Annotated in this window: 15 protein-coding genes and 1 tRNA gene; 5 read left to right on the top strand and 11 right to left on the bottom strand. The window is 67.0% G+C overall.

Going from position 1 to position 12,073, the window contains the following annotated elements; all coding sequences use genetic code 11:
* The first annotated feature begins 45 nt into the window (after positions 1–45).
* Positions 46–1,104: a helix-turn-helix transcriptional regulator gene (locus tag ACOJTB_RS00280; protein WP_420100505.1), complete on the top strand. Its 1,059-nt coding sequence runs from the start codon at positions 46–48 to the stop codon at positions 1,102–1,104.
* Between the two features lie 56 nt (positions 1,105–1,160).
* Here the strand turns inward: ACOJTB_RS00280 and ACOJTB_RS00275 are convergent.
* Positions 1,161–1,245, bottom strand: a tRNA-Leu gene (locus tag ACOJTB_RS00275).
* A gap of 179 nt (positions 1,246–1,424) precedes the next feature.
* Between ACOJTB_RS00275 and ACOJTB_RS00270 the strand changes: the two genes are divergently transcribed.
* Positions 1,425–2,036, top strand: coding sequence for a YqaA family protein (locus ACOJTB_RS00270; protein ID WP_420100504.1), 612 nt, complete (start codon positions 1,425–1,427; stop codon positions 2,034–2,036).
* A 9-nt stretch (positions 2,037–2,045) separates the two neighbouring features.
* Positions 2,046–2,567: a disulfide bond formation protein B gene (locus ACOJTB_RS00265; RefSeq protein ID WP_420100503.1), complete on the top strand. Its 522-nt coding sequence runs from the start codon at positions 2,046–2,048 to the stop codon at positions 2,565–2,567.
* 129 nt (positions 2,568–2,696) lie between these two features.
* Here the strand turns inward: ACOJTB_RS00265 and ACOJTB_RS00260 are convergent, their stop codons facing one another.
* Positions 2,697–3,623 carry a LysR family transcriptional regulator gene (locus ACOJTB_RS00260; RefSeq protein ID WP_420100502.1) on the bottom strand — a complete coding sequence of 309 codons (927 nt, stop codon included), beginning with the start codon at positions 3,621–3,623 and terminating at the stop codon, positions 2,697–2,699.
* Between the two features lie 80 nt (positions 3,624–3,703).
* On the opposite strand from ACOJTB_RS00260, the gene ACOJTB_RS00255 reads away from it, so the two are divergent.
* Positions 3,704–3,991, top strand: a complete 288-nt coding sequence (locus ACOJTB_RS00255) for a hypothetical protein (protein WP_420100501.1) — start codon at positions 3,704–3,706, stop codon at positions 3,989–3,991.
* A 48-nt stretch (positions 3,992–4,039) separates the two neighbouring features.
* On the opposite strand, the gene ACOJTB_RS00250 is transcribed toward ACOJTB_RS00255, so the two are convergent.
* Positions 4,040–4,597, bottom strand: a complete 558-nt coding sequence (locus ACOJTB_RS00250) for an HNH endonuclease (RefSeq protein ID WP_420100500.1) — start codon at positions 4,595–4,597, stop codon at positions 4,040–4,042.
* Between the two features lie 297 nt (positions 4,598–4,894).
* Here ACOJTB_RS00250 and ACOJTB_RS00245 point away from each other — a divergent pair, with 297 nt between their 5' ends.
* Positions 4,895–5,407, top strand: a complete 513-nt coding sequence (locus tag ACOJTB_RS00245) for a DUF3060 domain-containing protein (RefSeq protein ID WP_420100499.1) — start codon at positions 4,895–4,897, stop codon at positions 5,405–5,407.
* A 13-nt stretch (positions 5,408–5,420) separates the two neighbouring features.
* Here ACOJTB_RS00245 and ACOJTB_RS00240 read toward each other — a convergent pair whose 3' ends face one another.
* The 8 genes from ACOJTB_RS00240 to ACOJTB_RS00205 form a co-directional block, all read right to left on the bottom strand.
* Positions 5,421–6,305: a 3-hydroxybutyryl-CoA dehydrogenase gene (locus ACOJTB_RS00240; RefSeq protein ID WP_420100498.1), complete on the bottom strand. Its 885-nt coding sequence runs from the start codon at positions 6,303–6,305 to the stop codon at positions 5,421–5,423.
* Between the two features lie 80 nt (positions 6,306–6,385).
* Complete coding sequence (locus ACOJTB_RS00235) at positions 6,386–7,330, bottom strand: electron transfer flavoprotein subunit alpha/FixB family protein (RefSeq protein WP_420100497.1); 945 nt, start codon at positions 7,328–7,330, stop codon at positions 6,386–6,388.
* Positions 7,330–8,076 carry an electron transfer flavoprotein subunit beta/FixA family protein gene (locus ACOJTB_RS00230; RefSeq protein ID WP_420100496.1) on the bottom strand — a complete coding sequence of 249 codons (747 nt, stop codon included), beginning with the start codon at positions 8,074–8,076 and terminating at the stop codon, positions 7,330–7,332. Before ACOJTB_RS00230 ends, ACOJTB_RS00235 begins: the two co-directional genes overlap by 1 nt.
* 162 nt (positions 8,077–8,238) lie before the next feature.
* Complete coding sequence (locus tag ACOJTB_RS00225) at positions 8,239–8,937, bottom strand: rhomboid family intramembrane serine protease (RefSeq protein ID WP_420100495.1); 699 nt, start codon at positions 8,935–8,937, stop codon at positions 8,239–8,241.
* A gap of 28 nt (positions 8,938–8,965) precedes the next feature.
* Complete coding sequence (locus tag ACOJTB_RS00220; RefSeq protein ID WP_420100494.1) at positions 8,966–9,547, bottom strand: cob(I)yrinic acid a,c-diamide adenosyltransferase; 582 nt, start codon at positions 9,545–9,547, stop codon at positions 8,966–8,968.
* A 60-nt stretch (positions 9,548–9,607) separates the two neighbouring features.
* Positions 9,608–10,207 carry an acyloxyacyl hydrolase gene (locus tag ACOJTB_RS00215; protein ID WP_420100493.1) on the bottom strand — a complete coding sequence of 200 codons (600 nt, stop codon included), beginning with the start codon at positions 10,205–10,207 and terminating at the stop codon, positions 9,608–9,610.
* A gap of 183 nt (positions 10,208–10,390) precedes the next feature.
* The gene (locus ACOJTB_RS00210) at positions 10,391–10,582 is read right to left on the bottom strand and encodes a twin transmembrane helix small protein (protein WP_420100492.1); all 192 of its coding nucleotides are present in this window, start codon (positions 10,580–10,582) and stop codon (positions 10,391–10,393) included.
* Positions 10,583–10,674: 92 nt separating this feature from the next.
* Positions 10,675–11,955 (bottom strand): glycosyltransferase family protein, encoded by a 1,281-nt coding sequence (locus ACOJTB_RS00205; RefSeq protein ID WP_420100491.1) that lies wholly within the window; start codon positions 11,953–11,955, stop codon positions 10,675–10,677.
* Positions 11,956–12,073 lie beyond the last annotated feature (118 nt).

Below are 12,073 nucleotides of genomic sequence, written 5' to 3'. Positions count from 1 at the left end.
GGTACTAGCGGCACGGTTCTCGATCTGGAGCGTCTCTACGATGTCGTGCTCGCTCCAGAAAGCTGGCTGGAGCTGCTGCACGATATCGCCCGGTCCACCAATGCCGTCGGGGCCTGCCTCGCCGCCGGGCTCGGCAGCAAGACCTTGATCGCAAGGCCGGTCTCCCCGGATCTCATCGATCCGATCGACGATTTCATGAAGAATGGCTGGTACCAGCGCGATCTTCGGGGCTTCCGGGCCTGGCCGCTCTTCCGAGAGGGCCGCAAGCTGCTGGTCGAGCACGATGTCTCGACGGAGGATGAAAGACGCCGCAGCGCCTATCACAACGAATGGCTGGGGCCTTGGGATCTGCCCTGGTGGGGGGCTCTCGGCTTTTCGCTGGAAGACCAGCATTACGGACTGGTCGTCCTCCGCAATTCCCGGCAAGGCGCCGTGACGCCCGAGGATATGAGGCCGCTCCTGGCGCTCCGGCCTCATCTGAACCGGGTATTTGCGCTGATCGACCTGCTTTCGATGAAGCGGGCAGAGGCGGTGCTGGACGCGATGGATCTCGTCGAGAAGCCGGCCTTCCTGCTCAACGCTGCCGGCCGCGTCATCAGGTTCAATACCAAGGCGGGCGGGTTGCTCGATCGGCATCTGCGTCTTGCGCATGGTGTCCTGCGGGCCGTTCACGCAGACAGCAGCGACGGTCTCGAAAAACTCATCGCGACGGTGCTGTCCCCTGGTTTCTCGCTGAGTGGGTCGCAGCCGCATTGGACGACGGTTCGCAGGCTCGACGGCCGTCCCTTGGTCGTCAGCGCCCTGCCGATCATCGGATCCTTGTCGGACGTTCTGACCGGGGCCCGGGCTCTCCTGATCGTCAACGACCTGGACGCCAAAAGACTACCGCCCGAGGACAAGCTGCGCATCGTCTTCGGCCTGACGCCTGCCGAAGCGCGCACCGCCATGCGGCTGGCGATGGGAGAGGATGTCGCGCGCGCTGCAGAAGCCCTGGGTATTTCGGCAGGCACCCTGCGCATCCACCTCAAGGCGATCTTCGCTAAGACCGATACGCACCGCCAGGGCGACCTGCTGCGCCTGCTGGAGCGAATGAGCACGCTGTGAATGGCACAGCTTCGCGCTGTCGTGTCACGCAGATCGAGTATTTCGCGAAAAGTGAATGGTGCCCCTGGCCGGGATCGAACCAGCACTCCTTGCGGAACTCGATTTTGAGTCGAGCGCGTCTACCAATTCCGCCACAGGGGCCCTTGCAGGCGGGCGGACTATAGCGATCGGCGGGTGAGGGTCAATCGCTACTGGAACCGGGGTCGATCATGGCCTGCGCCAGGTTCGGGCCAACGATTTTGCGCTGCGGCGATGTTCTTGCGCGCTGCGATGCTCTAGAGGCTCAGGCATCTTCTGCTGACTGACAGGTCCAGCTCCCGATGATCCGACGCCTCTATGAATGGACGATGTCTCTGGCGGCGCGACCGCGGGCGGAGCGCTGGCTCGCCGCCGTCGCTTTCGTGGAAAGCTCCTTCTTCCTCATCCCCGCCGATGTGCTGTTCGTGCCGATGGCGCTGGCCCGGCCGATGCGTGCCTACAGGCTCGCGGCGATCGCCACGCTGTTCTCGGTCCTCGGCGGCATCATGGGCTATGCCATCGGCTATTACGCCTTCGAGGCGCTAGCGCGCCCGGTGCTCGCCTTCTATGGCAAGCTCGGCGCCTTCGACGCGCTGCGGGCCTGTGCCGGGCCCGACACGACGCTGCTCCTGCTCACCACCTCCGGCCTCGCCCATCTGCCGCCGATCAAGGTCGTCACCATCCTGGCGGGGGCGGTGCATATCGGCCTCGTCTTCTTCATCGTCTCCTGCGTTCTGGCGCGCGGGGCCCGCTTCTTCGCGCTGGCCTTCCTGTTGCGGCGCTATGGCGAGACGATCCGGCATTTCATCGAGCGCCGGCTGAAGATCATCGCCGTGGTCGCGGCGGCCCTGCTCATCCTGCTTTATTTCGGCCTCAAGCTGGTCGCAGGATCGGGGCAGCTCCTGTCCTGCTGAGACATCGCCATGACCAGCTCCCCCCTCACCGTTTCGCAAGGCGAGCACAGCCTGCCGCGGCGCCGCTTGGCCATCGCCGCGATCGGCCTCGCCAGCCTCGCGCTGATCGCGGGGGCCTGGTATTTCCAGCTCGTGGTCGGCCTCGTGCCCTGCAAGCTGTGCCTCGAGCAGCGGCTCCCGCATTACGCGGCGATCGGCCTCGCGCTCATCGGCCTGGTCCTCGCCCGTTCGGCGCGTCTGCAAGGGCTGGTGCTGCTGGCCCTGGCCGGCCTGATGGCATGGAGTCTCGGCCTCGGCGTCTATCATGCCGGCGTGGAATGGGGCTGGTTCCTGGGCCCCAGCGATTGTGGCGGGGGAATCGCTCAGGCGTCCGGCGTGCAGGATTTCATGAAACAACTGCAGAGCGTGAAGGTCGTCTCCTGCGCGCAGGCGGCCTGGCGCTTCCTCGGCCTGTCGCTGGCGGGGTGGAACGCGGTCGCCTCCGCCGTGCTGCTGGGTGTGGCGCTGGCCGGTCTCGCCCGGCGCCGCTGAGCGGTCGGCTCAAGCATAGGGCCGAAAAGTGATCCACTTTTCGGAAAAATGGGATGCTCCAGCAATAGCCTAGACATCGTGACCGCGCCCCTTCGAACGCGCGATCTGCCGACGGGCCAAGCGAGGCCCTCAAATCGGAGCGGACGTCGGGTCCTCATCGGCGGCGATCGCGGCTTTCAGCCAGGCCAGGAGTTTGCGGGTCGCGGCCTTCGCCTCGCGGCGCGGATGCGGCAAGGCCACCAGCCCGTCCTCGGTGGTCAGCCGGTCGAGGGGCGCCACGAGCCGGCCAGCGGCCAGTTCGTTCTGCACCAGCCGCATTTCCACCAGCGTGACGCCCAGCCCGCCGACGGCCGCCTCGATGCACATGTGGATGTGAGGGAAGGTCAGGCTGCGACGGGTGACCGGGACCACGATCGCATGGTCGCGGTAGGATTGCTGGATCGTGATCGGCCAGCGCCCGACGAGCTGCGTCTCGGCATGGAGCCGGCCGCTCTCGAGCCGAAACGGATAATGCGGCGCGCAGACCAGCGCGAAGCTGACATCGCCGAGCACATGGAAGGCCTGATCGTCCGGCAGGTCGTAGCCGAGGCGGTTCCAGCTGGTGACGAGGTCGTAATCGTCGATCTCCAGGATCGAAGCCCCGACCATGCTGAGCCGAACCGAAATCTCGGGATGCTCGGCATAGAAGCGCGGCAGGCGCGGCACCAGCCAGCGTGTCGCGAAGCTGGAGCCGATCCCCAGCGTCACGATCTCCTGCTCGGTTGAGGGCCGGATCTGGGAGAGGCAGCGATCGAAGGCCTCGAAGGCGATCCGGGTGGTCGCATAGAGCGTTCTGCCGGCCGCCGTCGGCGTCAGCGGGGTCAGCGAGCGGTCCAGCAGCTGCAAGCCGAGCAGGTCTTCGAGTGTCCGGATCTGGCGGCTGATCGCGCTGTGGGTGCGGCCGAGCTCCTCCGCAGCCAAGGTCATCGAACCCAGGCGAACCGTCGCTTCGAACGCGGGAAGCTGGGCCAGCGGCGGAAGGCGCAGATTCGGAGGTGCCTCGTTCGCAAAGCGCACAGGGCTGTTCGGATTTCGCGTGTGCGTTTCGCCGTCACCGCTTTTATCGGTCGCTGCATCCTGTTCGCGGGGAGGGTGCAATGAACCAGACCTTGGCTGAGCGGCCGATATCCAGGGGCAAGCGTGTCGTCGTGCCCTTCCGGAATGTCAAGCGGCGACTGACCCCTCCGCTTTTGCAGCCGAGCGTGTTGCAGCCGGCTTTCGAGACCGATGAAACAGTCCTGGTTTCGCTCTGGCTCAAGCGGATGATCTATCGGCGCCGGCTGAGCCACATGTTCGGCAGCGAGCCCGACAGTGTGCTGGAGGATTTCGGCCTCACCCGAGAGTCTCTGCGCGGCTTCGTCGCGAAACCCGTCTGGTGCCGCTGAGCCGAAGGCAGGACGATGGAAGCCAGGCAGGGCGCTCGGGGCGGGTGTTCACGGCTCCAGCTCGGAATCCCAGTAGAGATAGTCCAGCCAGCTCTCATGGAGATAATTGGGCGGAAAGAGCTTGCCGTTGCGGTGCAGGTCGTTGATCGAGGGCGCGAAGGGCTTTTGCGCCGGAAACATCTCGACGGCGGCCGGCATCTTGTCGCCCTTGCGCAGATTGCAGGGGGAGCAGGCGGCCACGACGTTCTCCCAGGTGGTGAGACCGCCCTTCGAGCGCGGGATGACGTGGTCGAAGGTCAGTTCTTCCCGGGCGCCGCAATACTGGCAGGCGAAACGATCGCGCAGGAAGACGTTGAAGCGGGTGAAGGCTGGGGTGCGCGAGGGCTTGATATAGCTCTTCAGCGAGACGACCGAAGGCAGCCGCATGTCGAAGGAAGGGCTGCGGACGACGGTGTCGTATTCGGACACGATGTTCACCCGGTCCATGAAGACCGCCTTGATCGCGTCCTGCCAGCTCCACAGCGACAGTGGATAATAGCTCAGGGGCCGGAAATCCGCGTTGAGGACGAGGGCCGGACAGCCGTCCGGCGACGCCATCGGATGCATCACATGCGCCGTCAAATTCGTCGCACCTCCGCTTCGCCGGAGCGTGGACCGATCGGATGCGCGGCGCAACCGATCAGGTCGTGCTCCAACGTCTCAAGGAGACCGATTCGCCGATCAGGTTGCTTCAACCCGATGGATCAGGCCCCAGCGGGACGAATCCCGCCCTGGGATCAATGTAAGCCCGAGACGACAGGAATGTGAAGGGGATGCGTCATCGGGGCCGACGAGCTCCCCGAGGCATATTCTCGCCCGATTGCGGGGCATTATCGCGGGAGACGTCACAGAGGAGGTTCCATCGTGCCGAAGCGCTACGGCTTCGTGCTGCTGCTGGCCGCGCTCCCCGTCGCAGCGATGGCGGCCGAGATACTGCATGTCAGCGGTACCGGAGCGCAGAGGGATATCGCCTGCGCGACCGGCCAGGACGTGTCGATCTCCGGCCGAGGTCACAGGCTCGCCCTGACGGGCCCATGTGGAGAGGTCGAGATCCGAGGGAGCGGCCATGTGGTGTCTTTCGACACCGCGCGATCGCTGATCGTCTCGGGCATCGACAACGAGGCGAGAGGCGGCAAGGCCGGCCGGCTGTCGGTGGACACCACGCGCAACACTGTCTCCGCCTCGATCGGCGTCGATGTGGGCGCGAGCGACATCGCCGTCGCGGGAGCCGATCAGACGGTCGACATCACCCTGACCGGGCCGGCGGCGCTCGCCGTCCACGGCACGCGCAACCGCATCCTGTGGCAGGCGGCTACCGGCGTGCCCGCTCCCACCGTCGAGATCTCCGGCGTCGACAATCGGGCCGCACGCCGCTGAGCGGCGCGCTTCGTCAGCGCGTGGGAACCGGCTTTTCGCCGCGATAATCGTAGAAACCGCGCTTGGTCTTGCGGCCGAGCCAGCCGGCCTCGACATATTTCACCAGCAGTGGGCAGGGACGGTATTTGGAATCCGCCAGCCCGTCATGAAGCACCTGCATCACGGAGAGGCAGGTGTCGAGGCCGATGAAGTCGGCGAGCTGAAGCGGGCCCATCGGGTGGTTGGCGCCGAGCTTCATGGCCGTGTCGATCGCATCGACCGAGCCCACGCCCTCATAGAGCGTGTAGACCGCCTCGTTGATCATCGGCAGCAGGATGCGGTTGACGATAAAGGCGGGAAAATCCTCCGAGACCGAAATCGTCTTGTGCAGCTTGGAGACGAAGTCCTTGGCGACTTCGAACGTGCCGTCATCGGTCGCGATACCGCGGATCAGCTCGACGAGCTGCATCAGCGGCACCGGATTCATGAAGTGGATGCCGATGAAATGCTCCGGCCGGTCGGTGGCGGCGGCGAGGCGCGTGATCGAAATGGAGGAGGTGTTCGAGGCGAGGATCGCGTCCGCGCGCAGATGCGGGCAGATGGCGGTGAAGATCTTGCGCTTCACCTCCTCGCTTTCGGTCGCGGCCTCGATCACGAGGTCGCAATCGCCGAGATCGGGCAGGCCCGGAGCCGGCTCGATGCGCGACATCGCGCCGCGGCGCTCCTCGTCGGGCAGGCCGCCCTTGGCGACCTGGCGCGCCATATTGCCATCGATGGTCGCCAGCGCCGCCTTGATCCGGTCCTCGGCGATGTCGTGCAGCTTCACGTCGAAGCCGGCGACGGCCGCCACATGGGCGATGCCGTTGCCCATTTGGCCCGCGCCGATGATGCCGATCTTCCTGATCGCCTTATCCGCCATGGTCCGTTCCCGATATGATACAGGCTCCCGAAGGAGCGAAGCGGGCCGCCTTCCGGCGGCCCGGACATGGTCGAACCGCCCTATTTGCCGGCCTTGGCCAGTTCCTGGTCGAGTTCGGGGAGGATGGTGAACAGGTCTCCGACGAGGCCGTAATCGGCGATCTGGAAGATCGGCGCCTCCTCGTCCTTGTTGATGGCGACGATGACCTTGGAGTCCTTCATCCCGGCCAGGTGCTGGATCGCGCCTGAGATGCCGACGGCGATGTAGAGCTCGGGCGCGACGACCTTGCCGGTCTGGCCGACCTGCCAGTCGTTCGGGGCGTAGCCGGCATCGACCGCGGCGCGCGAGGCACCCATCGCGGCGCCCAGCCTGTCGGCGACGGGTTCGATCACCTTGGTGAAGGCCTCGGTCGAGCCAAGCGCGCGCCCGCCCGAGACGATGATCCTGGCGGAGGCGAGCTCCGGACGGTCGGACTTGGCGACCTCCTCGCCCTTGAAGCTGGAGAGCGCCGGCTCGTCCGCGGCCGACACCGCCTCGACCGGCGCCGAGCCGCCCTCACCGGTGGCGGCGAAGGAGGCGGTGCGGATCGTCAGCAGCTTCTTCGGCTCGGCCGACTGCACCGTCTGGATCGCGTTGCCGGCATAGACCGGGCGCTCGAAGGTGTCGGGCGAGACGATCTTCATCACGTCCGAGACCTGCATCACGTCGAGCAGGGCGGCGGCGCGGGGCAGCACGTTCTTGCCGGTCGTGGTCGAGGAGGCGACGATCGCGTCGTAACCTTCAGCCAGCTTGACCAGCAGCGCAGCCAGCGGCTCGGCGAGCTGGTGGGCGTAAGCCGCGCCCTCGGCCAGCAGCACCTTCTCGACGCCCTCGAGCCTCGCGGCCGCGTCGGCGGCGGCCCTGGCGCCCTCGCCGGCGACGAGGATGTGGACCGGCGCACCCAGTTGCTTTGCGGCGGTCAGCGCCTTGGCGGTGGAATCCTTGACCGAGACGTTGTCGTGATCGGCGAGCAGCAGCGTGGTCATCAGATCACCCCGGCGGTCTTGAGCTTGGAGACGAGTTCGGCGGCGCTGCCCACCTTGACGCCGGCGGAGCGGCCGGCTGGCTCGGCGGTCTTCAGCACCTTGAGGCGCGGGCTCGCATCGACGCCCAGAGCCTCGGCCGAGGTCTCGTCCAGCGGCTTCTTCTTGGCCTTCATGATGTTGGGTAGCGAGGCGTAGCGCGGCTCGTTGAGGCGCAGATCGGTCGTCACGATCGCCGGCAGCTTCAGCGTCACGGTCTGCAGGCCGCCATCGACCTCGCGGGTCACGTCGACGCTCTCCGCGGCCAGCTCGACCTTCGAGGCGAAGGTGCCCTGCGGCCAGCCCAGCAGCGCGGCCAGCATCTGGCCGGTCTGGTTGCAATCGTCGTCGATCGCCTGCTTGCCGAGAATGACGAGGCCGGGGCTCTCCTGCTCGACGACCTTCTTCAGCAGCTTGGCGACGGCCAGCGGCTCGACCACCCCGTCCACCTTCACCAGAATGCCGCGATCGGCGCCCATCGCGAGGCCCGTGCGGATCGTCTCGGCCGCCTGCTGCGGCCCGATCGACACCACCACCACCTCGGTCGCCTTGCCGGCCTCCTTCAGACGCAGAGCCTCCTCGACCGCGATCTCGTCGAAGGGGTTCATCGACATCTTGACGTTGGCCAGCTCCACACCCGACCCGTCACCCTTCACGCGGATCTTCACGTTGTAGTCGACAACCCGTTTCACGGGCACCAGGATCTTCATCGTCCGATCACCGTTCTGAAGAGATTCGCCGCGTGCCGCGCCGCCGAGACCGGCGAAATGGCGGCATCGCGGCCCTCGGCTGAAATGCGGGGGGGACCGTAGCGATGGGTCTTCGCGCTTGTCAACGCCACGCGCGCGCATGCGACACTGCGCGAAAGCCCCTCAGCCACGCGCCGGCCCACGCCCGAACAGGCGCAGCTCCCGCCGGATGAACAGGGGCGTCAGCGCCGCGCCGGTGGCGAGCCCGCCGAGATGGGCCCACCAGCCGACGCTGCCTTGCGGATCGAACCAGGCCGAGGCCGCCTGGAAGAGAATCCAGCCACTCAGCGTGTAGAGGGCGGGAATGTGGACGGGGATCCATTTGAAGGCGAGGCCCCAGACCCTGACGCGGGGATAGAGCATCAGATAGGCGGCGATCACGCCCGAGATCGCGCCGGAGGCGCCGATCAGAGGCTGGTCCGATTGCGGATAGACCGCCGCATGCGCGAGCGAGCCACCGAGCCCGCACAGGAAGAAAAAGGCGACGAAGCGGCCATGGCCCATCGCATCCTCGACATTGTCGCCGAACACCCAGAGAAACAGCATGTTGCCCACCAGATGCGCGAAGCTGGCATGGATCAGCACGTTGCTGAACAAGGTGAGCATCGCCGGGGCATGGACCAGACCCTCCGGCAACTGCGCCTGGCCGAACAGCACGGAGGGGATCAGGCCGAATCCGGCCATGATCGCGATTTCGCCCTGCTGGCCGGGCCAGCGCCAGAGCGCCAGCTGCAGCAGGACGCAGGTTGCGATCAGCCCATAGGTGACGAAGCCTAAGCGGGTGAAACGCAGCGGCACGCCATCATAGAGCGGGACGAACATGGCGCTTGTCTCCGGCCGGGGCAGCGGCTCACCGGTTCTGGCCGGGGACCCAGAGCACGTCGCCTCCCGCCCTTGCGTTGAGGTAGCGCGAGGCGACGAAGAGAAAATCCGACAGCCGGTTGACATAGTTCAGGGTCGGTTGGCCGACGCTCTCGCCTTCCGTGGCGGCGAGCTCGGTCATCAGCCGCTCGGCGCGGCGGCAGACCGTGCGGGCGAGGTGCAGATGCACCGCAGCCGGGGTGCCGCCCGGCAGCACGAAGGAGCGCAGGGGAGCGAGCGTTTCGTTGAGGCGGTCGATATCGGCCTCGATCCGCTCGACCTGCGCCGCCACGATGCGCAGCGGCTCAAAGGGTAGCGGCTTGCCGGTTTCGGGCGTCGAAAGATCGGCGCCCAGGTCGAACAGATCGTTGCTGATGTGCCCCAGCATGGCATCGACCTCGCCATCCTCCCCCGCGGCATGCAGGCGGGCCATGCCGATGCAGGCATTGGTCTCGTCGATCGTGCCATAGGCGGCGACGCGCAGATCGAATTTCGGGCGGCGGGGGCCGGTGGTGAGACCGGTCGTGCCGTCGTCGCCGGTGCGGGTGTAGATGCGGTTGAGCTTGACCATGTCCCGCCTATAGCGCGGCGGGCGTGATCGGGAAGAGCGGTGACCGCGTGGTCGCGCGCGTCAGAAGGTGTAGCCGATCCGGGCGCCGATATTGGCCGGGCCGCGCGGCGAGGCCGTGCCCGGCTGGCCGGAACAGCCCGCCGTGCTGAAATGCTCCAGCGTGGTCACGAGGCTCCAGCTGCGGGAGAGGCGAAAGCCGAGGGCCGCGGCCTCTCGCGTGCCGGCGTTGCAGCCCACGCTCAGCCGATTTTCCGGCACCACGCCGCCGGTCTTGCCGTCGTTCAGCGCCGCCGCGAGGCTGGCTTCGACGAAGACGTCGCGACCGATGTCGAAGGTCCAGGTCGCCCCGGCATAGGCATAGCGGGTGCCGTTGAGGTTGATGCTCGAGCCCAGGTTGAAGCGCGGGATGAAGGCGGAGGCGATCCGGTCCTGCAGCTGGAACAGGCGGGGCGAGAGCACTTCGCCGCTCAGGTTGAACAGGCCGTTCTCGCGTCCGCCGAGGTCGGCGAAGGCGCCACCGAGGCGCGCTTCCCAGGCGGCGGCGGGCGCTTCGGTCGCCGGGGCGTAGCTGGAGGCGCCGGCCGGAGCCGTCTGCGACTGTGCCGTGCAGGGCAGGGCAGCCAGGCAGCCGGCCAGGGACAACAGCACAACGCGAAGCATGACTGACCGATCGGGTTTCGAGACGGCGTTAGTGAAACACATACACTCTTGTCCGGAATGTGGCGGGCGAGCCGCCGGCCGCGTCCGACTCCCCATCCGGGAAGCCTCGACCTCACGGCGCCGCGAGGCTGGCGCCGTTGGAATGATCGGACCAGCGGGTCCGCCCGGAGAGAGGCCGCCGGGTCAGCCGCCGCTGCGCCACCACAGCACGAAGAGGATGATCAGGATCGCCACGAATTGCAGCTGGACGCGCAGCTGCATCAGCCGCTGCGAGGTGTTGGCGCTGCCGCCCCGCATCATGTTGACGAGGCCCAGGATCAGGACCACGGCGACCGCGACGATGGCAATGGGGACGAGCGTGTTCGACAGCGTCATGGCAGGGAGTTAGACCCTCCGGCGACGCTTGGCCAGCCGTTGCGGCATCTTGTCCCCGGCGCTCTGCCGGTCTCGTCCTGAAGCCGTCCGGGTCAGGTCGCGGCCTGTGCGCCGGCGCGGCTGCGGATCGGCGTAGCCAGATCGCCCGCCAGAGCGCGGGAGAGGGCCGGCAATCCGTCCAGCAGGCTCGGCACGAAGGCTTGCGAGGGCGGGGGCCGCTTGGGCAGCGCGTGGAGCGCGGCCGCCATCACCGCCGGATCGCGCTCGCCCTCGCCGGTCTGGACGGGGTCAGGCAGCATTTGGACGAGGCCGAGTTCGTCCGCACGCCCGGCCCGGATCGCCTGTTCGCGGCGCGGGCGCATCCGCGGCACGATCAGGGCCGGCTTGTCGAAGGAGAGCACCTCGCAGAAGGTGTTGTAACCGCCCATCGCCACGACGCAGTGGGCGCGGTTCATCAGCAGTTCCAGGCGCGGCTCGAAGCCCAGCCCTTCGAGCTTGGGATTGCGGGCGATCCGTTCCGCGAAATCCTTGCGCTTCTCGCGGGACATGAAGGGACCGAAGACGATCAGAGCCGGCAGCTCGATCGTCGGATCGGTCTCATAGGCCGAAATCACCCAGTCGATGACGCCCGCCCCGTCGCCGCCGCCGCCGGGGGTGACGAGGATGAAGGGCTGCTTGGTGATGCGCGGGTAGCGGTTGGGCGGCATGGGGCTGGGCACCGCCCGCTTGAGATATCCCAGATAATTTACCTTGCCGGCAAAGCGCTCCGGCTCCGGCAGGCCGGTCAGAGGCGCATAGACGCTCTCGATGCCGTAGACGAAGATGTCGTCGTAATGGGTGTCGAGCACCTCGAGCGCACCGCTGGCCTGCCATTCGGCCAGCACGGCCGCCGGCTCATCGAGCACGTCGCGCAGGCCCAGGATAATGCGGGCGCCGCGCCGACGCAGCAGGTCCAGAGCCGGCCGGATCTCGCCGCGCAGCCCGAGCGGCTCCTTGTCGACGATGACGACATCCGGGTCGAAGGTGACGACCGTCTGCCGGATCAGCTCCATCCGCAGGGCGATGGTGTCGTCCAGGCCGAGATTGAGGTGGTGCGGCTGATAGCTGCCGTCCGCCTGCTTCTCGATCCCCGGAATGCGGATGTAATCGACGCCGTCGCCGAACTGGAAGCTCGAGATCACCGACGAGCCCGAGACGATCAGCACCGAGATATGCGGATAGCTGGCGACGAGCGCATTGGCGATCGCGCGGCAGCGGCGGATATGGCCGAGGCCGAAGGTGTCGTGGCTGTAGATCAGGACGCGCGGCGCATGGGGACTGCGCGGCGCGCGCCCGGCGCCGGGAAGGTCGACGACGTTGGCATAGATCGGCACGCCGGTCCTCCGGGACAGGTCAAAACGGCCTCCCATGATGCGGAAGGACGGACGATGCTCCAGCTCACTCCTAGAGCATCGTGGCCGCCCCGATGGGGATGCGCGATGTCTACGCGCC

This window comes from Allobosea sp., from assembly GCF_048595345.1.
Lineage (GTDB): Bacteria > Pseudomonadota > Alphaproteobacteria > Rhizobiales > Beijerinckiaceae > Allobosea.
This window is presented reverse-complemented; position numbering and strand designations above follow the sequence as displayed.

Coding starts and splice junctions, on each gene's coding strand:
- ACOJTB_RS00270 (WP_420100504.1), top strand. CDS start 1,425: ATGATCCGACGCCTCTATGAATGGACGATGTCTCTGGCGGCGCGACCG.
- ACOJTB_RS00265 (WP_420100503.1), top strand. CDS start 2,046: ATGACCAGCTCCCCCCTCACCGTTTCGCAAGGCGAGCACAGCCTGCCG.
- ACOJTB_RS00255 (WP_420100501.1), top strand. CDS start 3,704: ATGAACCAGACCTTGGCTGAGCGGCCGATATCCAGGGGCAAGCGTGTC.
- ACOJTB_RS00250 (WP_420100500.1), bottom strand. CDS start 4,597: ATGCATCCGATGGCGTCGCCGGACGGCTGTCCGGCCCTCGTCCTCAAC.
- ACOJTB_RS00240 (WP_420100498.1), bottom strand. CDS start 6,305: ATGGCGGATAAGGCGATCAGGAAGATCGGCATCATCGGCGCGGGCCAA.
- ACOJTB_RS00235 (WP_420100497.1), bottom strand. CDS start 7,330: ATGACCACGCTGCTGCTCGCCGATCACGACAACGTCTCGGTCAAGGAT.
- ACOJTB_RS00230 (WP_420100496.1), bottom strand. CDS start 8,076: ATGAAGATCCTGGTGCCCGTGAAACGGGTTGTCGACTACAACGTGAAG.
- ACOJTB_RS00225 (WP_420100495.1), bottom strand. CDS start 8,937: ATGTTCGTCCCGCTCTATGATGGCGTGCCGCTGCGTTTCACCCGCTTA.
- ACOJTB_RS00220 (WP_420100494.1), bottom strand. CDS start 9,547: ATGGTCAAGCTCAACCGCATCTACACCCGCACCGGCGACGACGGCACG.
- ACOJTB_RS00215 (WP_420100493.1), bottom strand. CDS start 10,207: ATGCTTCGCGTTGTGCTGTTGTCCCTGGCCGGCTGCCTGGCTGCCCTG.
- ACOJTB_RS00210 (WP_420100492.1), bottom strand. CDS start 10,582: ATGACGCTGTCGAACACGCTCGTCCCCATTGCCATCGTCGCGGTCGCC.